The 22225-nt window shown below is 69.7% G+C and carries 17 protein-coding genes; 6 read left to right on the top strand and 11 right to left on the bottom strand.

From position 1 onward, the window contains the following. The first annotated feature begins 107 nt into the window (after positions 1-107). Both LJ657_RS41580 and LJ657_RS41585 read left to right on the top strand, forming a co-directional pair. Positions 108-500, top strand: a complete 393-nt coding sequence (locus tag LJ657_RS41580; protein ID WP_232654892.1) for a DUF5994 family protein — start codon at positions 108-110, stop codon at positions 498-500. Beyond that, positions 500-835, top strand: coding sequence for an SCO5918 family protein (locus LJ657_RS41585; protein WP_232654893.1), 336 nt, complete (start codon positions 500-502; stop codon positions 833-835). The genes LJ657_RS41580 and LJ657_RS41585 overlap by 1 nt, the downstream gene beginning before the upstream one ends. A gap of 61 nt (positions 836-896) precedes the next feature. On the opposite strand, the gene LJ657_RS41590 is transcribed toward LJ657_RS41585, so the two are convergent. Together LJ657_RS41590 and LJ657_RS41595 are read right to left on the bottom strand one after the other, a co-directional pair. Then, on the bottom strand, positions 897-1307 hold the full coding sequence (locus LJ657_RS41590) for a fatty acid desaturase family protein (RefSeq protein ID WP_232654894.1): 411 nt from the start codon (positions 1305-1307) through the stop codon (positions 897-899). Positions 1308-1527: 220 nt separating this feature from the next. Continuing rightward, positions 1528-2223, bottom strand: a complete 696-nt coding sequence (locus LJ657_RS41595; RefSeq protein WP_232654895.1) for a hypothetical protein — start codon at positions 2221-2223, stop codon at positions 1528-1530. Positions 2224-2900: 677 nt separating this feature from the next. On the opposite strand from LJ657_RS41595, the gene LJ657_RS41600 reads away from it, so the two are divergent. The 3 genes from LJ657_RS41600 (at position 2901) to LJ657_RS41610 (ending at position 8592) form a co-directional block, all read left to right on the top strand. Next, positions 2901-3056, top strand: a complete 156-nt coding sequence (locus LJ657_RS41600) for a hypothetical protein (RefSeq protein WP_232654896.1) — start codon at positions 2901-2903, stop codon at positions 3054-3056. 507 nt (positions 3057-3563) lie between these two features. Further along, positions 3564-5354: an alpha-L-fucosidase gene (locus LJ657_RS41605; protein WP_232654897.1), complete on the top strand. Its 1791-nt coding sequence runs from the start codon at positions 3564-3566 to the stop codon at positions 5352-5354. 259 nt (positions 5355-5613) lie between these two features. Then, complete coding sequence (locus LJ657_RS41610; RefSeq protein WP_232654898.1) at positions 5614-8592, top strand: RICIN domain-containing protein; 2979 nt, start codon at positions 5614-5616, stop codon at positions 8590-8592. 388 nt (positions 8593-8980) lie between these two features. Here the strand turns inward: LJ657_RS41610 and LJ657_RS41615 are convergent, their stop codons facing one another. The 6 genes from LJ657_RS41615 to LJ657_RS41640 form a co-directional block, all read right to left on the bottom strand. Next, positions 8981-10072: an NlpC/P60 family protein gene (locus LJ657_RS41615; RefSeq protein ID WP_232654899.1), complete on the bottom strand. Its 1092-nt coding sequence runs from the start codon at positions 10070-10072 to the stop codon at positions 8981-8983. Between the two features lie 58 nt (positions 10073-10130). Next, the gene (locus LJ657_RS41620) at positions 10131-10613 is read right to left on the bottom strand and encodes a poly-gamma-glutamate biosynthesis protein PgsC/CapC (RefSeq protein WP_232654900.1); all 483 of its coding nucleotides are present in this window, start codon (positions 10611-10613) and stop codon (positions 10131-10133) included. Then, positions 10610-11884, bottom strand: a complete 1275-nt coding sequence (pgsB, locus tag LJ657_RS41625) for a poly-gamma-glutamate synthase PgsB (RefSeq protein WP_232654901.1) — start codon at positions 11882-11884, stop codon at positions 10610-10612. The genes LJ657_RS41620 and pgsB overlap by 4 nt, the downstream gene beginning before the upstream one ends. Positions 11885-11890: 6 nt before the next feature. Beyond that, on the bottom strand, positions 11891-14131 hold the full coding sequence (locus LJ657_RS41630; protein ID WP_232654902.1) for a HAMP domain-containing protein: 2241 nt from the start codon (positions 14129-14131) through the stop codon (positions 11891-11893). Between the two features lie 473 nt (positions 14132-14604). Further along, positions 14605-16509 carry a glycosyltransferase family 39 protein gene (locus LJ657_RS41635; protein WP_232654903.1) on the bottom strand — a complete coding sequence of 635 codons (1905 nt, stop codon included), beginning with the start codon at positions 16507-16509 and terminating at the stop codon, positions 14605-14607. A 627-nt stretch (positions 16510-17136) separates the two neighbouring features. After that, positions 17137-18183, bottom strand: coding sequence for a saccharopine dehydrogenase family protein (locus LJ657_RS41640; RefSeq protein WP_232654904.1), 1047 nt, complete (start codon positions 18181-18183; stop codon positions 17137-17139). 109 nt (positions 18184-18292) lie between these two features. On the opposite strand from LJ657_RS41640, the gene LJ657_RS41645 reads away from it, so the two are divergent. Next, on the top strand, positions 18293-19270 hold the full coding sequence (locus LJ657_RS41645; protein WP_232654905.1) for a helix-turn-helix domain-containing protein: 978 nt from the start codon (positions 18293-18295) through the stop codon (positions 19268-19270). A gap of 88 nt (positions 19271-19358) precedes the next feature. Here the strand turns inward: LJ657_RS41645 and LJ657_RS41650 are convergent, their stop codons facing one another. The 3 genes from LJ657_RS41650 to LJ657_RS41660 are packed head-to-tail and all read right to left on the bottom strand — an operon-like array spanning position 19359 to position 22122. Next, a complete protein-coding gene (locus tag LJ657_RS41650) occupies positions 19359-20045 on the bottom strand; it encodes a GntR family transcriptional regulator (RefSeq protein ID WP_232654906.1) in 687 nt (228 codons plus the stop codon). A 44-nt stretch (positions 20046-20089) separates the two neighbouring features. Beyond that, positions 20090-20863: a cysteate racemase gene (gene cuyB / locus LJ657_RS41655; RefSeq protein WP_232654907.1), complete on the bottom strand. Its 774-nt coding sequence runs from the start codon at positions 20861-20863 to the stop codon at positions 20090-20092. Then, entirely contained in the window at positions 20860-22122 is a 1263-nt protein-coding gene (locus LJ657_RS41660; protein ID WP_232654908.1) for a dicarboxylate/amino acid:cation symporter, read from the bottom strand. Before LJ657_RS41660 ends, cuyB begins: the two co-directional genes overlap by 4 nt. Positions 22123-22225 lie beyond the last annotated feature (103 nt).

Consider the following 22225-nt stretch of genomic DNA (forward strand, 5'->3'; position numbering starts at 1 on the left):
GTGCCCTGAACGTATCGAGGGCTTTTCGCGCAGCGCGACCGACGGTGCCGTTTCCGGCGAGTGACGAAACGGGCAGCCGCCCTCGGTTCCCGGGACGGGACCGCACGATGGAACCCAGCAGAACGCCTGCCGAAGGCCCACCCGCGGACGGCGGGCACACCTACCGCATGCCCCTGCCCCGTCCGGCCCTCACTCCGGGAGTCAGCCACGGCCCGCTGGACGGAGCCTGGTGGCCGCGATGCGACGCGCTTGATCTGGAACTGCCCTCGCTCGTCGCCGCGTTGGAGCCGGACCGGTTCACCACGGTGGGCGTCACCGTGGACGCCGCTCAATGGCCCGACGCACCGCACACGGTGATGTCACCCGGCAGAGTGATCACCGTGGAACCGACTCGATCCGCGGGCGAGGAGCATCTCATCACCTGGACTGCGACACCGTCGGACGCTGGGTGCTCCTCGTCGTCCCGCCCCAGGAGCCTGCCGACGAAGCCTCTCGGCTGATGACCGCCGCGGCCGGCCCCGCGCTCCACCTCGGCGCGAGCGCGCTCCTGACACACGGCGTGCTGGACTCGATGGCGGGCGTCAGGCCCGAGATCGTCACCGGTGATTGCGTGACCATCGGCCGCCGCCGCTGTCCCGTGATGCAGGTCGGTGAGGTCATCACTGGGCAGGACCGCCGCGACTGCAGCGGCGGCGAGGTCACCCGGGCCATGGCCCGCCTCGGTTTCACCTGCCACGCCCGTCCCGAGGCCGCACCGATCCCGGATGCGGGTGCCCGCAGCCCCCTCCAGGCCGCCTCGGAAGCGCTCGGGAGCCCCGGCCTCCAGGACGCGTAATGCCGTACGGCGGTGACGTACGGCAGCCCGTACCGGGCGCAGATCCCGCGTACCCGGGGCGCTACCTCGGCCTAGCGGTTGCTGGGCAGGTCGGGGAAGACTTGGTGCTCGATCTGGTGGCTGAGGTTGCCGGTGAGGACGTGTCCGCCTTGCGCGCCAGGCCGGTGAGGTCGCCGAGGAAGGCCCGCGCGCTCTTGCGGCCGGCCGGCACGGCTTCCGCTTCGAGGTCGTACAGAGCGATGTCCCACCCGAAGACCGGCGCGAGCAGGGCGGCGTAGACGGGCTGGAGCAGGTACACGGGGTGCCAGGGCCGGCCGGGACTCATCCGCAGGATGGTGTGGCCGAGGTCGCGGTCGCGGCCGACAACGTTGGTGTACGTGGGGAGCAGGTGGTTGTGGGTGCGCTTCCAGGCGTCGGCGGGCGTCGCGAAGTCCCACTCCCAGGTGGTCGAGTGGATCGCCGGGTCGCCCATCCAGTCCCACTGGCCGTGCAGATGTTGTGGCCCAGCTCCATGTTCTCCAGGACTTTGGCCGTGGTGAGCATCGCGGTGCCGGCCAGCCAGCGCATGGTGCCTCACCAGCGTCGGCACGGATCCGGGACAGGTGGAACGCGGGCATGGCAGCGCTGTCGACGCGGGTGCCGGCCGAACGAGAACGGGCAGGGGCCCACGCCCGCCGGTCGCCACCCGACGGTCAGCGGAGCACCAGAAGTCGGCTGGGAGCGAGATGCGACGCCTCGCGGGCGTCGGCCGACAGGCGGCGCCAGCCCCAGGACAGCAGTGCTTCGAGCGTGTCCGCGTTGTCCCGGTCGATCAGCGTGACACCGAGCGCGGCTGCGTGATCGCGCAGCAGCCGCTTCTGCAGGCGCCGAGCGAGGTTCCACTCGCGGCTCTGGTCCTGGGTGCGTACCCGTCGCTCCACAAGAATGTCGGCGATCGCGAAGAGCCTGCCGAAGGCGGCGACGCGGAGCAGGCTCTCCGGGAGGTACCCGTCGAGGCCGTCCCACCAGGGCCCGTCGCCACGCACGGGGAAACCGTAGGCGCATGCCGTGAGGCCGATGGCGCCCGAGGGGCCGGCGGTCTCCGCCACGAGCAGTTCGAACCCCGGTCGCCGCATGTGGCCCGCGAGCCGTCGCCGGAATGCAGCGGACCGGACCTGGCCCGACGCGTCCGAGGCCCGCACCTGGTGGGAAGAGGTGTTCGTGTACAGCTCGCCGAGCTCTCGCATGCGGTCGTCGATCTGGCGCCGGGTCAGCGGACGGACCAACTCGCCCTTCTCGGGTGAGGGCCCCTGCCGGCGCCGCTGCGACGGCGCCTCGGGAGGTGCTGGTTGCCGGCCCGCTGTCCCTGGGTGGGCGGTCTGAGGGCGGTCCGGCGTGTTCACGGTCATGGGCGAACCCTGCTCCGGGTCCGGACGGGTCCGGCCCGGCGTCGTCGTCCGCCGAGAACGGCACCGGCGCGTGAGCCGGCACACGAGGCGCCCTCGGTGCCTTCGAGCCTACGCCCGCCGACGTGGCCGACGTGGCCGACGAGAGTGCACATCCACCTGGCAGGACCCGAAGGCCGGCGAGGGAGCGGCCTCGGCGGAGGAGTGTGCACGGGCGAAGCGCCCCCGGGTCGGCCGAGTGATCGAGCCGAGCCGAGCCGGGCCGAGAGCCCGTCGAGGCGGCACTCCGACCGTCGTTCCTCAGTCCTGTGCCCATAGCGTGCCCTTAAGAGCGGTCAACCACGGTCGACAGCGGTGCGAGCCCGCCCTCCCGACCGCTACGCCAGAGTACATACGGCCAGGTCAGAGGCGCTCCGATTTCGAAAGCGCCGTCGCTTCCCAAGCTGAGAGCGCGAGTTCGGTTCTCGTCACCCGCTCCAGATGGAAGCCCCGGGTCAGTGACCTGGGCTTACTTGTTATCCAGACCTTTTGTCGAGGCTGGTGGCGGCGTAGACACTCTCACGGGTCTCACGCCGGCCTGTCTGCGTGCGGCGGCGGTGGACGCGGATGGCCAGGCGGGCGAGGGTCGGCCCTCGCCCAGGAAGCGCACCGGCTGTGCGCCGCGCGAGTAGTCGGTGGTCATGGCGAAGACGAACCCGGAGGCCGGCGCCGCGCTGGGTGTGCACGGTGTCGCCGGCGTCCTCGACGAAGGCGACGTGAGTGCGGTCGAGGAAGGTGACGTTGTCCAGGCGCCGCAGGTCCTGCGTCGGCTTCACGGTCGGGCAGCGACGCCATGACCAGAGTGGTGGGCAACGCCATGACCAAGATGGCGAGAACGCCCGCGGCGGCCAGTGAGGGGCGCCCGGCATGAGCATGAGCCTGCGCCTGCGCCTGTGCCCGCGCTGCCGCGCGACCTGCCTTGCTGTCTTCTGCCGGTCACTCCGCACAGGGGCTGAACTTCGCCCGGCCGGGCCTGAACCGCAAGGCGCGGCAGAGGATCCCCGAGTCGTCCACGGGCCCGCCCAAGGCACTTACACTCCGCAGCGCACATGGGATGTCTACTGGGTTTTGGGCCAGCTCGGATCACACAACAGACTGTTACCACCTGGTAGTTCAGTCATCACCCTGGACACGCAGCAGCTTCTTACCCCTTAATACATCCGATGTCGCGAGGCGTTTTCGGAGGCATGACAACTCTGAGGCGCGTCTCGTGCCCTGGTCCCGCCGAGTCTGTTCGAACTGTTCAGCCCTCACCACCTCCCCGGCGTCTCCCCGGCGCCCTTCGACCGTCAAGAGAGCCCCCCATGTCCTCCTTCTCTCTCAGCAGACGCTCACTCATCAAGGCGGCCGCGCTCGCCGGAGGTGCCGTGGCCTTCGGGCTGCCGCAGGCCCTGTGGCCCAGCGCTGCGGAGGCGTACAGCGTGCCCTCCAAGATGGCCTGGTGGTACCAGGCCCGGTTCGGCATGTTCATCCACTTCGGGTCCTACAGCTATCTGGGCCACGGCGAGTGGGCGTTCTCCACCGAGAACTACACCAAGTCCGGCTGGCAGACCCAGGTGTCGCCGCACTTCAACCCGGCCGGCTTCAACGCCGACACCATCGCCGACCTGGCCCTGAAGGCCGGCATGAAGTACCTCGTGATCACCGCGAAGCACCACGAGGGCTTCGCCATGTACGACTCCGACGTGGCGAGCTTCACCGACACCACCGGCACCAAGCAGTACAACCTGCACGACTACACCGCTTACCAGAGCGACCTGCTGGCCGCGCTGAAGAGCGCGTGCGAGGCCCGCGGCATCAAGTTCGGTCTCTACTACTCGATCATGGACTGGAACCACTCGTCGCAGACCATCAACCGCAACACCAACTACAGCGACATGGCGTCGATGAGCGCCCGCTCCGCCTACATCACGGACATGAAGGCGCAGCTGCAGGAGCTGCTCACCAAGTACGACCCCGCCATCCTGTGGTTCGACGGCGACTGGTGCGGCAACCCCTCCACCCCGACCCTCACCGACTGGTGGACCCAGTCCGACGGCGCCGACCTCTACAACTGGCTGATCAGCCGCAAGCCGAGCCTCGTCGTCAACGAGCGGGTCAAGCGTGACGTGGGGCTGGGTGACTTCGCCTGCCCGGAGCAGACCGTACCGGCCGCGCCGCTGAGCCGGCCCTGGGAGACCTGCGCCACGATGAACGGCGCGTGGGGCTACAACGCAGGGGCCGAGAACTCCTACCGATCCGTGAAGGCCATCGTCCAGGAGTTCGTCACGGTGGTCTCCCGGGACGGCAACTACCTGCTCAACATCGGCCCCAAGGGCGACGGCACCCCCACGCCCGGGTCCGTCGCCATCCTGCAGGGCCTGGCGAGCTGGATGACCACCTACAGCGACAGCGTCCACGGAACCACGGCCAGCCCCTTCACCGCCGAGCCGTCCTGGGGCAAGTTCACCAAGAAGGACGGCAGACTCTTCGCCCACGTGTTCACCTGGCCGACCAGCGGAACGTTGCAGATTCCGCTGATCCACAACACCGTCAACCGCGTCTACCTGATGAACAACCCGACGGCCTCGCTCTCCTACACGGTCAGCGGCGGCAACATCAACGTCTCCATACCGACGACCGCCCCCAACGCCAACGACTCGGTCGTGGTCGTCGAGGTCACCGGAGTGCCGGCGCCTGTGGCGGGCGCGAACTACCGCATCGTCAACCGCAACAGCGGCAAGTCGCTCGCCATCGCCGGCAACTCGACCGCGGACGGCGCGGTGGCCGTCCAGACGACGGGTGGCGGCGCCTGGACCATCGACGCCGCCCCCTCAGGCACGTACAAACTGACCTGCGTCAGCAGCGGCAAGGTGCTCGACGTCAACGGCTACTCGTCGACCGCCGGGCTCCAGCTTCAGCAGTGGACATCCAACGGTGGCACCAACCAGCAGTGGTACCTGCAAACCACCGGCGACGGGTACTTCACGATCGTCAGCCACGACAGCGGGCTGGTGGCGGACGACTACGGCTGGGACACCAGCGACGGCGCCAAGGTCGTGCAGTGGAACGCCTCCGGCGGCGCCAACCAGCAATGGCAGCTCGTACCGGCGTGATCTCCCTGCCACCACCCGCATCCTGACGGCTGCGGATCCCCGACCTGCGGTCGGCCGAGCACCCGGCCGACCGGGCGCCTCCGTCGCCGTGGAAACAGACGGCAGTTACCCGAACAGGGCGGGGTGAGTCGAGGGCTCTCGCCCGTTCACCGTGCAGATGTCGGCGCTCACATCATCCGATTCACACCGAGGGATCTTCATGGACCAGCACAGTCCGCCGCCACACCGGAGACGTTCCGCACGGCTTGTGCAATTCTTCGTGACCACCGCCGCGCTGCTCGCGGCGGCCCTGGTGGTACCCCAATCGGCGTCCGCCACGACGGTGCCGGACACCAACGGGTTCACCGCGGGCAACGCCGCGCTCAGGTCGGTCGACCTGGCCGGAACGTGGAGCTTCACGCCGAAGGGCCGCGCGGCGACGTCGATCACCGTGCCCGGCGGCGGCTGGTACAAGCAGGGCTTCACCGACGTCAACGAGGCGGTGTACTCGCGCACCGTGACGGTTCCTGACACCGGGCAGCCGCAGTCGGCGTGGATCGAGTTCGGCGCCGTGAACCATCAGGCGACGCTTTCGGTCGACGGGCAGGTGGTCGCCACCAAGACCACCTCCTTCACGCCGTCGAACTTCGACATCAGCCCCTACGCCGCCCCAGGCACCACCCACACGATCAGCGTGGACGTGAAGGGCCGCGGCGCCATGGTGTCGTCGGCGGGCAAGACCCTGGTTCCCGACGCCGCCAACTGGTCCGAGGCGATCCCCCAGGGCATCTACCGCTCGGCGTTCCTGCGCGTGTATCCGGCGGTGTACGTCAGCGACACCTTCGTCCGCACCTCCGTGGCCAACCAGACCCTCACCTACGACGTGTCCGTGACGAACACCTCCGGCAGCTCGCGGTCGGTGACGCTGACCGGGTCGCTCGCCTCGGACAACAGCACCTCGTTCAACTATCCGACGCTGCCCGGCAAGACGGTCACCGTGGCCGCCCACTCGACCGCCAAGGTGACCGTCGGCCCGGTGGCGTGGAACCTCGGCTCCTCCTCCTACTGGTGGCCGAACGCGCCCTACCGTTCCGGATACCGGGCCCAACTGCACGTGCTGTCCGTGCACGCGTCCACGGACGACGGCCACACCAGCGACGCCACCTACCGGTTCGGGTTCCGGGAGACCGTCCAGAACGGCGAGTACTACTACCTCAACGGCGTGCGGGTGAACTACCGCGGTGACAGCCTGCAGGGCGCGGACTACGACCGGATCGACAACGGCGGCAAGGGCGACGCCTATGACACGCTGCCCGGCTTCCTCCCGCCGTCCACGGGCAACGGCGGCTGGCCGCAGGCGGTCGACAACTACCAGCGGCTCAACTACAACGTGGTCCGCATCCACCAGGAGCCGGCCAGCCCGTACATGCTCGACGTGGCCGACGAGATGGGCCTGATGGTCATCGACGAGACCGGGATCCGCGGCACCTGCAGCTGCCAGGACTTCGTCGCCGGGCACGACTACATGGTCGACCACGCCAAGGCACTGACCCTGCGTGACCGCAACCATCCCGCGATCATCCGCTGGAGCCAGAGCAACGAGGCCGACATCAGCAGCTTCGACTCCGAGTCGTTCGAAAGCGACCTGTACGCGGCGATGAACGGCAACGACGGCACCCGGCCGGTCAGCGTCGACACCGCCTGGAACACCAACCCCTACCCCAACCTGCTGAACGGCAACTTCGCCGTCTACTCGCACTACATCGACGGCATCGGCAAGTACGGCGAGGCGCGCGCCTCCCTGGCCGGCCGCCCCGACGGTGAGGGCGAGTACGTCTGGAACGCGTCCAACACCAAGCAGGGCTTCGAGTGGTTCGCCACCGCGACAGCGGCCAAGCGCGCCAAGGACGCCAGCGACCTGCGCCCCTACACCCTGCTGTCCGGCTGGGCGGGCTTCGTGCCCGGCGTGCGGACCACCGACTTCGTCCCCGAAGAGGGCGGCCACCCCGTCTACGGCGCGGACAACCTGTCCGACCCGTGGAGCAACCCGCAGATCCAGCGGATCCAGGCCGCGTTCAATCCGGTGGCCGCGATCGACCTGCCCTACTGGTCGGCGTCCGGCCAGTCGGACAAGGACGGCACCTTCCCGCTCCCGCAGAACGTGGACACCTACGACCACAACAGCACCGTCACCCGGAACATCACCGTCTTCAACGACGACTTCAGCGGAACCTCCGTCGGTTTGAACTGGACGGCGCGACTCGACAAGCCCGACGGCACGGTCATCGCGTCCGGAAGCGAACCCCTCACCATCCCCCTCGGATCCCGGGTCACCAAGCCGATCTCGTTCACCGCGCCGTCCGGCGGCAGCCGGGTGTACCTGGTGCTGTCGACCACGAAGTCGGGAAACACCATGTTCACCGACAGCGTGGAGTACCTCAACCTGGGCAACACGCCGAACAACGTGGACGACGCCGACACTTCGGTGGCCTACACGGGCAGTTGGGGTCACACGAGCGGCGAGACCGGCCCGTACGCCGGCACGAACTCCTACAGCAAGGCCGCGGGCGACACGGCGACGCTGAGCTTCGTCGGCACCGGCATCACCCTGCACGCCGTGACCGGGCCCAACCACGGGATCGTGGGCGTCTCCGTCGACGGCGGGGCCGAGTCGCTGGTCGACGAGTACTCGGCGGCGCGCACCGGCGACGTCTCGATCTGGACCAGCCCCCGGCTCGCCTCCGGCACGCACACCATCCGGGTGCGCGTCACCGGCGACCAGCGGTCCGCCGCCACGGACCACTACGGCGTCGTCGACCGCTTCGAGATCGCCGGCCAGCCGGCGGCCGGCACGAACTACCGCATCGTCAACCGCAACAGCGGCAAGCCGCTCGCCATCGCCGGCAACTCGACCGCGGACGGCGCGCCCGCCGTCCAGACGACGGGCGGCGGCGCCTGGACCATCGACGCCGCCTCGGGAGGCGCGTACACGCTGAACTACGTCCCCAGCGGCAAGGCGCTGGATGTCAACGGCTTCTCATCGACCGTCGGGCTCCAGCTTCAGCAGTGGACGCCCACCGGTGGCACCAACCAGCAGTGGTACCTGCGACCCACCGGCGACGGGTACTTCACGATCGTCAGCCACGACAGCGGGCTGGTGGCGGACGACTACGGCTGGGACACCGGCGACGGCGCCAAGGTCGTGCAGTACACCGCCGGCGGCGGCATCAACCAGCAATGGCAGCTCGTACCGGCGTGATCAGTTCCCAGCCATCACCCGCATCCTGACGGCTGCGGATCCCCGACGTGCGGTCGGCCGAGCACCGGCCGACCGCACGTCGGCGGGCGTCGGCGGGCGTCGGCAGAGAAGGGCGCCTTCGACCTCGACCTCTCGCGGACCAGGGGAAACACCGCCGGTGAACGCCGCGCAACAAAGGAGTCGGATCCGCCTCCGCCGGTCGAACGGCGGGCGCCGCGGGCGTCACCGCCGTCGCCGGCCTCTCGCACCCCGCCGACGGCATCCGGTCCCTGGCCTTCGAGCGGGTCTGCGCCCGCGCAGGCACCGATCTGACGCGGGAACAGTGGCGGGCGTATGTGCCGAATCAGCGATCTGCGGGTGCCAGGGCGTCGACCCGGGCGGAGCGTGGTCAGAGGCGGCGGGCCGCGCGCAGCCCTTGGGCGTAGTAGCCGTCACCGTCGAGCCGTGAGGTGCCGCCCTTGTCACCCATGGTGGGGCCGCCCGCGCTCTTCCGGCTGGAGATGAAGCGCGGGTGGTCGGCGGTGTCCAGACCGAGGTAGATACCCATGTGGCCGATCCGTCCGCCGGGCAGCTCGCGTGTTCTGAAGAAGACCAGGTCGCCGGGCTGGAGTTGCTGGACGACAGCGGGGCGGCGGTCGGTGAGGGGGATCACGGGTACGCCGAGCCGCGCGCGGGCGATCGCGTCGGCGGTCCGCTGCAGTGCGCCGCCCGCCGGGCTGTCCCTGCTGTTCAGCGGGAACCCCGAGCGGTATCCGTACACCAGCCGGACATAGCCGGAGCTGTCGACGGAGCGCGAGCGGTCCTCCTCGGGGCGGCGGGTGACCGCGTCCGGGAAGGTCCAGGGGATACCCAGGTAGTCGTAGAAGTCCGAACCCATGCGCGGCTTCCCTTGCCGAGTACGCCCGGAGCCGCTGGTGGTGCCGGGTGTGTAGCGGGCGGCACCGCTGTATGTGACTCCCGCCGCCGTCTTCCGGGCCGGGGCACCTGCGATGTAGTCGAAGGCCGTGGCGAGGATGTCGGGATCGCGGCTGCCGAGCCGGGACCTGAGCCAGGTCCTGAACCAGTCGCTCCGCTCCACGCCACGGGCCCATGCCTTGGGCAGCAGCCGCACCCAGCTCTTGGTGACGACCTTGGCATCCGTCGTACGCGGCTCCGCGAACGTCCTGCCGGGCCCTGTCAGTACGGCCGTACGGGCGCCGTCGGTGAACGTGGCGACGACGGTGCCGTGCCGGTCGCGGGCGACCGTGCGGGCGGGGTTGCCGATCCGCTCGAAGTGCAGTGGGCCGCTCCTGACCCGGATTCCGGCATCCGGTGATGCCTGTGATGCCGGTACTGCCGGTGTCGCCGTCGGCCGGTCGGTGCGGTGCCTGAGCTGCAGGGTCAGGACGCAGCTCGCCGCGAGCAGGACGGCTGTCACCAGGAACAGGGCCGCGTTCCTGGTCAGGGAGAGCTTCCGGATTCTGGGCAGGGGGCGTTTCACTGGGCAACTCCGATGGGCGGGAAGGAGGGATGGCGCCGCAGGCCGGGGAGGGGGCGGCTCATGTTGTGGGCAGGGCGCCCAGCAGCAGCCCGGACACCAGAATCACGTAGGTGGCGAAAGTGACCGCGCCGGTGGACAGGACCGTCGCTGTCTTGGGCTGCCTCTCCAGCTGGTAGGCGATGAGACCGGGGACGATGAACCCGAGGGCCTGATGGGCGAACAGCAGGGGGAACTGCTGCTGGAGCAACAGGGAGAGCCCGGCCTGGAGCAGGACCCCGGTGAGCACGACGGCGGCGAACAGCCGCTTGCCGTAGAGGATGACGAAGCGCTGCAGCAACTTGGTCAGCAGGTAGGTCAGGGCTGCCACCCCCGCGACCATGGCGGCGCGCCGCAGATCACCGACGAGGGTGAGGGCGAGCCAGCCGGGGGTGATCATGCCGCCCGGTGAGAGGTTCGTGGTCAGGTAGCACAGGAGGGAGAACACCAGACCGAGTGCGATGCCGATGGCGGCGATCTGCGGGGTGACTACTGCGGGGATCAACGGGATTCTCCATGGGAGGAGTTGTGGTGGGCGCCGGGCGATGTGGGGGCGTCGCGCGGGTCGGCCGGGTCGGCAGGGTCGGCGTCAGGGTGTTCGGGCTCCAGTGCCGCGAGCCGCTCCAGGAAGAGTTCGCCCTGGCCATGGATGTTGCCGATGGCGACGAGCGAGGAGTCCGGCCCCAGGTGAGCCAGCAGGTCCGTGGTGAGCCGGTCGGGGTCGCGGCGGTCCCCGCCGAGATCGACGACGTTCCCGGTCCAGTGGGCGGGTACGGCGTCGGCGGCCGACTTGGTGGGGTGGCCGATGAGGAACAGCGTCTCCGGGTCGAGTTGGGGAATGAGTGCGCCCATCTGCCCGTTGCGCTCCACACGGTCGGGACGGCAGTTGATGACGACGTGCAACGGACGGTGGATCGCGCCCAGTTCGAGCAGCTGCGTGATGTTCATCAGCGTCGACTCGGGGTCGTTGGCGGCGAAGACGTTCGCGAAGCGCAGCCGCTTTCCGTCGGGGGTGCGGTACCGCTCGACGGACAGCACACCCGGGTCCGGTGGCGCCTCGTACATTCCCTTCAGCGCGGTCGCGCGGTCGACGCCTGCCAGTTCGGCGACCGCGAGCGCGATGGCGACGTTCTCCTTGAAGGTGAACCAGCTGAAGCCGCGCAGTTCCTCGTCGGTGACGGTCTCCGGGTCGGCGTAGACCAGCTCGCAGTTCCGGGCGTCGGCCTCTTCCTGGAGTAGGTGGAAGCGCTCCTTCTCCGCTGTCACGCAGACGCCGCCTTCCGGCAGGGACCGGCACAGGGAGCGGGCCACATCGTCCAACGTCGGTCCCATCTCGGCGAGATGGTCCTCGCGGACGTTGCAGAGCACGCCGATGGTGGAGCGGATCAGCTTGGTCTGGTTGATCTCCTGGAGTGCGGGCATGACGGCCATGCACTCCATGACAAGGACATCGGGCCGGTAGCCGGCGGCCCGCCGGACGATGCCGATCTGCTCGACGACGTTGGCGATGCCGAACTTGCGGTAGACGGGCTCCTCGGTGGCGTCGGGGTGGATGAACCGGGCCGCGGTGCCCGTGGTCTTGGCGACGGTCACCAGGCCGCTGCCGCGCAGCGCGCCCGCGCACAGCCGGGTGATGGAGGACTTGCCGCGAATGCCGTTGACGAGCACCCGGGTGGGTATGGCGGCGAGTTTCGCGTCATGGCGGCGCTGCTCGACGACGCCTGCGACGAGCAGGCCGGCGCAGCACACCGCAAGGACGCAGTACAGGAAGAGCACGGCGGGTCAGCTCCTGGGACCGGGGCCGGACAGGGAAGTGGAAGCGGTGGGCGACCCGTCCTGGGAAGCGGGCGCGGGCGGTGCGTCGGTGCGTGGGAGTCGCTGTCTGATCAGTTCGAGGCTGCGGGCGAGGGATCCCACCTCGTCGTGGTAGCGCGGGTAGAGCACCGTTCTGCGGTCCCCGGCCGCCAGCGCCTCGGCACCCTGGGTGATGTCACGCAGCGGACGGACGACGACGAGGTACAGCCAGCCGAGGCAGAGGGCGCCCGTGGTCACCCCCAGCAGACCGACGAGCATGATCCGCCGCTGTGCCTCGTACTCGGGCAGGCCGATCCAGAACACCGGCCTGATCGAGGCGACCTTCCAGCCGAGTGCGCTCGCGACGCCCAGCTTGCCGTTGAACGGCGCGACCGCGGCGACCGCCGGATCCCTCCAGCCGAGCAGCAGCTCGGCGGAGCCCTCGGTCGTGCGGACGGCCGCCAGCCGGGCCCGCAGCCGGCCGTCGGAGACCCGCCCGAAGGCCACGAACCCCTTGTTGGACGCGATGACCCGATGTGCGGAGTCCACCAGCCACACGGAGCCGAGACCGGGTCGGTTGAGGATGCCGGCCAGGTACTGGACCTTGAACTCGCCCACGACATAGCGGCGTCCGGTCCTCGCCGGCGCACCCTTGACCTGCTGAGCGGCCACGGCGGCGAGCACCGGTTCCGTGCCGGAGGTGTTCGTCTGCATGACCCCGGGCCTGATGCGGACCTTCTTCGGGGTACGGGGTTCGTCGCCGGCGCGGACGAGGATCTCGCCGGCGCCGTCGACGACGTACAAGGACCGATATCGGCCGTGCTGCTCCAGGGATCTGTCGAGGACCTTGCGCGCCTCCTGAGACCGGGGAGCGTCGATCACGGTGGCGAGATGGGCGAGATCGGCGTATCCGTCGTTGATACCCCTGCGCACGCGATCCGCCGTCGTCTCCGTGCGTTGCCGCTGGTCGTCGGAGATCAGCCGCGGGACGATCGCAGCCGGGTGCGGAAAGGTGCTGCCGAGCGTCAGCAGCATCGACGTGGGCCAGGCCAGCAGGGCGAACGCGCACACCACAAGGACGGTGCGCAGTCCGAGCCGACGCCGGCCCTTGCCGGTCCCGAGCGGAACACGCCTCTTCGCCGGCGGCTGCGCGACCGTCTCCCACGACGGCCCGCTCCTGCCGCGGAGTTGACGGCGCAGTGCCTCCAGCGCGGCGCCGGCCCGGGCAGGTTCCCCGAAGCGGGGCACGCGGACCGGAACCGTGAGGTCACCCGAGCCGATCCTCTGCGCTTCGCGGCGCAACCGCAGCAAAGGCCGCTGCACCACCAGGTGGAGGACGGCGGTGACCCCGGCCGCGAGGGCCAGGAGCACGGCCGCGACGAGGAGGGCGAGACGAAGGTCACCGGTCCCGGCCCCATGAGGCTCGGTTCGCACCGTCGTGACGACCGTCAGCCCGAGCGCGCTGCTCGGACTCTCCTTCGAGGCGGGCCCCCGGGCCACTGAGGCGTACCCGACGGCGTTCCGGGTGTCGCCGTCCGCCGCCCGGACGAGACTGCCGCTCGGACCGTCGAAGCCGCCGGCAGCGGCCGTGTCCGACGGTCCCTTGCTCTGCGCCTCGCGGGCGGCGGTGCCGGCCAGGGCCTTGGCCCGGTCGGTGCCGGATCCCGGCCCGGCCGCGGCGAGAGTGGCCCCGTCGCGGTCCACGACGTTGAGCGTGTGATTCCTGCCGACGGAGATGCCCGGCAGCTTCAGGCTCTGTGAGGCGACGAGCAACTCCTGCCTGCCGCCTTGCGACAGCGTCGCAAAGGCCAGCAGCCGGGTGACGCCCGAGTCGTCCCGCACCAGTCTCGGAGGCGGGTTCGCCGGCAGTCCACGAAGGTTCACCTTCCCGAGCGGTACGGCCTCGCCCTGCGAGGCGAGCAGCCGACCGGTGGACAGGTCGACGACGGCGGTACCGCGCCACTTGCGGTAGGTCCGGTCGAGGCGGGTCAGCATTGCGTCCGCCGGTACGGACCTGGAGCCACCGAAGTCCGCGGCCGCCGCCCGCAGATCGGTGACGCTCTGGTCGACGGAGCCCTGCAGCGCGACCGCCCCGTCCTCGGCGATGTGCTGCTGGGAGCTGAGGACGGCCTCGGGAACGCCCCGTTCGGCGTCGCTCCCGACGGCGAACACCGTCAGGCCCGCGACGAGTGCCAACAGAACCAGCAGGGCCGCAAGGGGCGGCCGCACACCTCCCAACACAGCCATGTCCGCCCGACGCCGAGCCGGGCTCTGCGTGGATATCGGAGGTCGAGTGGTGGTCAAGAAGAATCCTTTCCAGGTTCTACCGATGTCGCGTGAAGCAACAAAAAAGAAGTTCTCGAACCAACTGATGACGGGAATGCTCCGCCGGTTTACCGGCAAGGTGTGACGACGCTCACCCATTGGCGATAAAGCGCCGTTTCACGCAGCACAAAAACAGCCATTCCACCGCCCCGACCTGCCGATTCATGGACTTCTGGACGTGGACTCAATGGCCGAAACGCTCGCTTCAAAAAACCTGCAAGAATGATGTATATGGGCTTAACCAAATGTGAACGAATTGCGATGGGCCGCCTGCCGGCGAGGCGATAATTGCCCGCAAGGATTGTTTTGAATTTTCTCTGCCTTGCCCATCCCTCAGTCGGCTGCTCCACCCCCGCCGATCGGGGGGTGCGTTCCGCTCAGCCCTGCGCGCGGCAGTCGTAAAGGCCGAAATTGCCCCTGGTGCGCCAGCCGTAGGCCCCGGAGCGGACGCGCTCGCAGTGGGACTTCACCCAAGTCGTGGCGGGGGTGGTGGGTCGCAGGTGAGTGAGCAGCACGTAGCGGAGTCGGTGAGTGGCGATCAGGTTGCCGAGCTGCGGGGCGCTGGGGAAGGGGGTCTTCCCGGTGAATCCGCCCATGACGAGCATGGGTTGGGCCTGAGCGCGCAGCAGACGTTCCGCGGGGTAGGCGGCCTGGGTCGCGAGCAGGTACTTCTCGCCCCTGCGGTGCGCGATGAGGTAGTCCAGCAGGGCGGTGTCGCGGGTGCTGGGCCGGTCGAGCTCGGCCCGGCGGGGAGCGGACGGGTGGTGGAGGGCCCTGTGGTGGACCTCGCCGACCGGACCCGCCGTCGGCGACGTGGAGGCGCCCGCGTAGCGCGGGTCGAGGGACGAGACTGCCCAGCCGGCGGGTACGAGCAGAGTGGCCGCGATTCCGGCGGCCAGCGAACCTCGGACCAGCCTCGGGGAGGCGCGTGACCCGCCGTGCCACAGGCCGAACGCCCCGCACACCGCGAAGATCACGGCGAACGCCAGCAGCCGGGAGACGAACCAGGTCGGCCCGTCGAGTACGAGCGCCCAGGCCACCGTCAGCACGATCGCCGACGGCAGCCACAGCCGTCGCCGGCCGCCGGACTCGTACGCGGACCGGAAGAGCGCGAGCCCGCCTCCGGCCAGCGCGGCGATCGCCGGTGCGAGCACGGCCGTGTAGTAGACGTGATTGCCGTTGGAGACGCTGAACACCGCGGCATGGATGGCGAGCCAACCGCCCCAGAGGAGGAAACCCGCACGCAGCGGGTCGGACCGCGGCTCGCCGGCACGCCAGATGAGGGCCGTTACGGCGGCGAGCACGGCGAGCGGCAGGAACCAGGCGATCTGTGGACCGACGGTGTGGTTGACGAGCATCCCCCAGCCGGTGTTTCCGGAGGTACGGCTGGCGGCGGTGCCCGAGACGGCGCCGAACGCGGTGCCGTCGTCGCTGAAGCGACTGATGCCGTTGTAGCCGAAGACCAGGCTGAAGGGGTTGTTGTTCGACGTACCGTCGACGTACGGGCGGTTGTCTGCGGGAGTCACCCATGCGATCAGCGCCCACGAGCAGGAGACGGCCAGCGTGACCGCACCGCTCAGCAGGAGGCGCCGAGCCGTCCGCAACGGCGAGTTGCCCGCGGTGAGTTGGTAGACCACGGCGAAGACCGGCAGTACGAGCCAGGCCTGCAGCATCTTCGTCTGGAAAGCGAGCCCGACCCAGACGCCACACATGATCAGCGGGAGCAGCCGCCCGGTTCGTGCCGCCTTCTGCAGGGCTCCGGCGGCTGCCACCAGCAGCAGGGTGAGGGCGGTGTCCGGGATGGTGGCCCTGTTCAGTGCCACGGTGACCGGAGTGAAGGTGAGTGTCAGCGCGGCGATCAGTGCGGCGAACGGCCCGGCCCAGGCCCGTACGATCCGGTGCAGCAGCCATACGGTGAGCACGCCCTCGATCACATGGGGCAGCGCGGCCGCCCACGTGTGCGGCCCGAAGAGCCATACGGAGACGGCATCGGGCCAGAAGGCGCCGGGCAGCTTGTCGAGGGTGATCGAACCGCTGGTGTCGAGACCGCCGAAGAAGAAGGCCCGCCAACTGGTGGCCATCGACCGTATCGCCGCGCCGTAGTAGGGGTGGATAGCGGCGTGCCCCAAGTCCCAGGCATACAGCAGGGTGGCGACGCCCAACACCGCGGCCAGCGCCGGGGGTTCCCAGCGTGCCGGAGCTTCCGGCCGGTCGGTTCGGCGGTGCGATTCCCGTCTCGGGCCATGGGAGCCGGTGCTCCGCGCGGTAGGGATGGCGGCCATGGCGAACGTCCTTGGTCGGTGTCAGGTCGGATCGTCAGGTGAGAGGCGGAAGGCTGCGCGGGAGCCGCGGGCACCGTCCGGCAGTACGCCGCACCGGGGGACCTGCGAGGCGCCTCGTGGGGGGCTACGGCTTCCGGCGCCCGCATGCCGGAGGCCGACTCACGCTGCCGCCCGGGGTGCCAGCCCGAGGCTCAGCGGACGGAACTCGCCAGTCCGGTGGCGCCGTTGAGCAGGTACTCCAGCGGTCTCGGTCACCGGGACAGCCTTGCCGAGGCCGGGGGCCGTCGACCATCCGCCGGGCTTCGGGAGGCGTCCCGCCGGTCGGCCGAACCGACCCCCTCCGATTGGCGGGGGTCGGTTCGGCCGTGCACGAACGACTGCGGTCGTCGACCTGGTCGCCGGGATGCCGCCAGGAGGCTCACCGCGACCGGAAGAGCCGGGCGCTGTTGTCGGATTTGCGTGCGCCCCGGAGGTAGCCGGAAAGCGACGCTCACGGCGTCCGCGAGGTCGGGATCCAGCGCCTGGTGACTGACATGGACCGACTGGGCGGCGCCCAGCACGATGTAGCACGAACGTAGGTGACGGTGCGTCCTCCGTGGGCGTTGGCCGCAGCACCCACTCCGATGGTCAGGACCCGGTCTGCTGCTGACGCAGTTCGAAGGAGATGTGCGGGGACAGCGCGCGGAGGAAGCCGGGCGCGTCGAAGACTTCGCCGGCGGAGGCGACTCCGACCGTGCGGGTCTGGCCGGTGAGGATGCGGTGGACCGCCTCCACCGCGAGCGGTGCGCTGACGGCATAGATGTCCCGGCCACTTGCCACAGCGCGCCGTTCGGTGCCGCCGGAGCGTACGACGGCGTCGACGAGGAAGGTCTGGTCGGACCGCCCGTTCTCGTCAGCCGCGGTCGGCGCCGGCGTGTCCGGGGCTGAGAGGTCTCTGGCCGCTTCGGTCGTCATGTGGGTGCGTACCTCGGGGATGGAGAGGTGGCTGGGGATGGTGACCACGTCGGCCATCGTGAACTCCCCGATGACCTCCCTGGTGCCCATCGGCTCGGGGAAGGGCCACTTCAGGAGCGTCGGCTGATCCTCGTGGTACTCCAGCCGCCCGTCCGTGTAGCGGACACGTCGGCCGCCTCGACGCTCGCCGGAGACCGCACCCGCGGTGCGCGTCCCGGGGGTGGGGTGCCAACTGCTCAGTCCGTATGCGATGTTCGCTTCATCGGCCGCCGTCCAGTCCCCCATCGCGGCGGTCGCCAGCAGGTCGCCGAGGCCGCCGTAGAAGGCCATCGCGGGGACGATCACCACTCCTGCCGCGCGGGCGCGGTCCGCGAAGTGCGTGAACGTGTCGAGGTTGGCCTCGATCTCGGCCGCCACATCGACGTACGGGATCCCGGTGCGCAGTGCCGCCTCGATCACAGGAGCGGCAGTCACCGCGAAGGGCCCGGCGCAGTTGATCACAGCGTCGGCACCGTCCAGGGCACGGTCGAGCGAGGCAGCGTCGTCGACCGACGCCGGCCGGACCTCGAGTCCTGGGTCGGGTGCCGCCAGCGCCCGCAGCTTGCCGGCGTCACGGCCGGAGAGTACCGGGACGAACCCGCGCTCCCGCAGCTGTGCCACCACAAAGCGTCCGGTGTGTCCGTACGCGCCGAACACCGTCACCGTCCGTCCCCGTCCCATGGGTACTCCCCCGTGCTCGAATGATCCGTTTGATCCGCTGCGAACATCCTGGCGGGGCGGGCGCCCCACCGTGAGTGTCCGGAACGACGCGCCCCATACAGTTTCAGACATGGGTACTGTCGCGCTGGCCGTCACCGAGGGCATGCTGCACTTCGAACTGTCCATGGCGTACGAGGTGTTCGGCGCCGCTCCGGCAGGTGTCACCGTCCCCTGGTACGACGTCGAAGTCTGCGGGTCGGACGCCGTGCGGCTCGGCCGGTTCCGGCTGGAGCCCGACCATGGGCTCGACCGGCTCCGGCATGCCGACACCCTGATCGTCCCCGGCTGGGCGGACACCGACGAGGATCCGCCCGCCGATCTCATCGGCGCGGTGCGTGCGGCACACGAGGCGGGTGCGCGCGTGGCCTCCCTGTGCACGGGCGCGTTCGTGCTGGCCGCCGCCGGCCTTCTCGACGGCAAGCGCGCGACCACGCACTGGGCGCACACGGGGGCCCTGGCCGCCCGCTACCCGCGGGTGGAGGTCGATCCGGACGTGCTCTACGTGGACAACGGCAGCGTGCTCACCTCCGCCGGCAAGGCCGCCGCACTGGACCTGTGCCTGCACCTCGTCCGTCTCGACCACGGCTCGTCCGTCGCCAACGCCGTCGCCCGCCGCCTGGTCGTGCCTCCGCACCGAGCCGGCGGCCAGGCACAGTTCGTCGCCGCCCCCGTGCCCGTCCGGGACGACCACCCGCTCGCCACGCTGCTCCCCTGGGCGATCGAACACCTCGACCACCCACTCACCGTGGAGGACCTGGCACGCCAGGCACGGATGAGCTCGCGCAATCTGGGCCGCCACTTCAGGGCGGTGACCGGCACCACCCCGCTGCAATGGCTGCTGACACAACGCATCCGCCGCGCCCAGGAGTTGCTGGAGACCACCGACGACGTCGTCGACGCCGTCGCGGCAGCCACCGGCATGGGCACGGCCACGACGCTGCGTCGACACTTCAACCGCACGGTCGGTGTGCCTCCCGACACCTACCGCCGCACTTTCCGCTCACGGCCCCACACCGACTCGAACGACGACCGGCGACGTCAACGCTGACGGTGCCCCAGCCGGACATGCCCGCGCAGCCTGTGGCCCGCTTCCACGAATTCGATTCTGGCGGCCACCTCACGCCGGCGTTGGCATTTCAGCGGGTCGCTGGTTCGGCGAACTGGTTGGTGTCGAACAGCTCGTTGATGTGTCCGCCGAGTTCGGACCAGTGGCGTCCGGAGAGCTCGGCGGCGGCGCGGCCGTCGCCGTCGGCGCAGACGGCGACGAGTTGGTCGTGGTGTTCGATGGTGTTGCGGCCGCCGAGCAGGGTGGAGAACTTGCGGTAGAGGATGCGGTGGATCTGCGGGTGGAGCTGCTCGACGATCCGGCTGAGCACGGGGTTGTCCGCGGCGGTGATGGGGACGGCGTGGAAGCGGTCGTCCGCGGCGAGTGCGGCGGTGGTGTCGTTGGCGGCGACGGCCCGTTCGAAGTCGCGGTTGGCCTCGCGCATGCGCTGCCGGTCCCGCTCGGTCATGACCGGAACTGCTGTCTCCACGGCGAGTTGGTCGAGGGAGCGCAGGACGGCGAGGGTCTTTTCGACGTCGCGGCGGTTGAGGGTGGTGATGCGGGTGTAGACGCCCGGCTTCGCTTCGACCAGGCCGATGTCGGCGAGCCGGGCGAGCGCCTCGCGCACCGGGGTTCTGCTGAGTCCGAGGCGCTCGGCGAGCTCACCGTCCCTGACCTTCTCACCGGGGACGAGTTCCCCACGCACGATGGAGTCGCGCAGACGGTCGAAGACCTCGTCACTGAGGAGGCGGCGGGAGACGGGGCGGTCGAGTGACATATTGCGTACAGTACATCGCTGTTTTCGTCCTATCCGTTCTCGTCCTATCCGTTCTCGTCCTGTCCGTTCTCGTCCTGTCCGTTCCCGTCCTGTCGGGCTGTGCTCTCGCTTGTGGCCCGGCGGACAAGGGCCTGAGCCAGGACGAGGGCCGGGTCGATGAGAGGGACGTCCACGGCGTCGGCGGGCAGGCCGAGCGGGATCTCGGTGCAGCCGGCGATGACCGCCTGCGCGCCGTGTTCGGTCAGGCGTTGTGCGGCGCGGGACAGGAGCGCGGTCGTCGTATCGCCGTGAGTGCCCGCCTTCACCATGCGGATGGCGGTCATGACCTCGTGGTCCTGACTGGTCGCGTCGGGGAGTACGAGGCGGATGCCGAAGCGGTCCAGCCACTCCTGGTACAGGCCGGCCCGGACGGTGCCGGTCGTGGCGAGCAGGCCGGCGGTGCGGATGCGGGGGCTGAGCGTGGTGAGATACCGGGCGACCTCGCCGATCATGTGGACGATGGGCAGGCCGACGTGGTCGGCGATGCGCGGGACGAAGGCGTGGGCCGTGTTGCACGGGATGGCTATGACGGTGGCACCGGCTTCGCGCAGGACGCGGCTTCCGTCGAGGAGCCACGGGGTGGGGTCGGGGCCGTCGCCCAGCAGGGCCTCGGTGCGGTCGGGGATGGTCGGGTCGGACCAGATGACCGTCCGAAGGTGGTCCTGGTCGCTGGAGCCGGGGGTCGTCGAGACGAGCTTGGCGTAGAAGTCGGCCGTGGCTGCCGGCCCCATGCCGCCGAGGATGCCGATGATCTCAGCGGTGCGAGCAGGGCTGGTCACTGTGCGGGTTCCTTCTGGAGGACCGTGGCCTCGTGCTCGGCCGGGTTGTGGGGGGTTTCGCGGCTGCCGCGTCTGGCTTCGCGGCGGTTCTCGGAGCTGTCGATGACGGCGGCTGCGAGGGAGTTGCCGATGACGTTCACGCCGGTGCGGGCCATGTCGACGATGAAGTCGACGCCGAGGAGCAGGGCGATGCCTTCGGCGGGCAGGCCGAGGGAGTTGCCTGCGGCGATGAGGACGACGATCGAGGAGGAGGCGACGCCGGCCATGCCCTTGGAGAGGATCACCAGCACGCCGACCATGAGCAGCAGGGCGGGCAGGGAGGTGTCCGCGCCGTAGGCGTTGGCGAGGAAGACCAGCGCGGCCGCCTGGTAGAGGACGGAGCCGTCGGTGTTGAAGGAGTAGCCGAGTGGGACGACGAAGGAGGTCGTGGAGCGGCTGAGGCCGAATGCTTCGAGCTTGCCCATCAGAGGGGCCAGGACTGATTCGGAGCTGCGGGTGACGAAGGCGATCCCGGCCAGTTCTCCGATGGACTTCAGCAACTCGACGTAGCGGATGCGGTAGATCGCGGCGATGAGCGGGAACAGCACGCCGATCACGATGGCCAGGCCCGCGTAGACCACGGCGATGAAGCCCAGCAGGCTGCGCAGGTTGCCGAAGCCGTAGTGGGCGACGTCGTACGAGATGAAGCCGAGCACGCCCAGCGGTGCGACCCGGATGACGTATCCGACGACCTTGAACATCACCGCGGCGACCGACTCGAGCACGGAGGCGAAGGGCGCCGACTTCTCCCCGATGGCCGCCATCGCGACGCCCACCAGCAGCGCGAAGACGATCGCGCCGAGCAGGTTGCCCTCGCCGAACGCGGCGAAGATGTTCTTCGGTACGGCGTTCAGGAGCAGTGCGTGGAAGTCGATGCCCTGGCTCAGGCCGTTCAGGTCCTTGGCGTCGGCCCCGTGGACGGGGGCGCCCTTGCCGATGCCGGTGAGCTTGGCCAGCCCCACCGCGATCAGCAGGACGACGGTGGTGACGATCTCGAAGTAGAGGATCGCCTTGCCCGCGATCCGGCCGACCTTCCTGACCGACTCCATCCGGGCGATGCCCAGCACGATGAGCGGGAAGACCAGGGGCAGGACGACGACCTGCACCAGGTTCAGGAACACGTCTCCGAGGATCTTCATCTGCTCGCCCGCGGACGGAGCGAGAGATCCGATGAGGGCGCCGAGGCCGACGGCGATGACCGACTGGACGCCGATCGGCATACGAAGACAGCGCCGCCACCACCGCGAGGGGCGTGGCGGTGGGGTGTCAGTGCTGGTGGGGAGGGGGTGAGCGGTGTCCATCAGAACTCCTGCCATATGCAAT

It is taken from the genome of Streptomyces guryensis, from assembly GCF_021261325.1.
GTDB classification, from domain to species: Bacteria; Actinomycetota; Actinomycetes; order Streptomycetales; family Streptomycetaceae; genus Streptomyces; species Streptomyces guryensis.

Coding starts and splice junctions, on each gene's coding strand:
- LJ657_RS41585 (WP_232654893.1), top strand. CDS start 500: ATGACCGCCGCGGCCGGCCCCGCGCTCCACCTCGGCGCGAGCGCGCTC.
- LJ657_RS41580 (WP_232654892.1), top strand. CDS start 108: ATGGAACCCAGCAGAACGCCTGCCGAAGGCCCACCCGCGGACGGCGGG.
- LJ657_RS41635 (WP_232654903.1), bottom strand. CDS start 16,509: ATGGCCGCCATCCCTACCGCGCGGAGCACCGGCTCCCATGGCCCGAGA.
- LJ657_RS41650 (WP_232654906.1), bottom strand. CDS start 20,045: ATGTCACTCGACCGCCCCGTCTCCCGCCGCCTCCTCAGTGACGAGGTC.
- LJ657_RS41605 (WP_232654897.1), top strand. CDS start 3,564: ATGTCCTCCTTCTCTCTCAGCAGACGCTCACTCATCAAGGCGGCCGCG.
- LJ657_RS41640 (WP_232654904.1), bottom strand. CDS start 18,183: ATGGGACGGGGACGGACGGTGACGGTGTTCGGCGCGTACGGACACACC.
- LJ657_RS41660 (WP_232654908.1), bottom strand. CDS start 22,122: ATGCCGATCGGCGTCCAGTCGGTCATCGCCGTCGGCCTCGGCGCCCTC.
- LJ657_RS41590 (WP_232654894.1), bottom strand. CDS start 1,307: ATGGGCGACCCGGCGATCCACTCGACCACCTGGGAGTGGGACTTCGCG.
- LJ657_RS41595 (WP_232654895.1), bottom strand. CDS start 2,223: ATGACCGTGAACACGCCGGACCGCCCTCAGACCGCCCACCCAGGGACA.
- LJ657_RS41645 (WP_232654905.1), top strand. CDS start 18,293: ATGGGTACTGTCGCGCTGGCCGTCACCGAGGGCATGCTGCACTTCGAA.
- LJ657_RS41600 (WP_232654896.1), top strand. CDS start 2,901: ATGGCGAAGACGAACCCGGAGGCCGGCGCCGCGCTGGGTGTGCACGGT.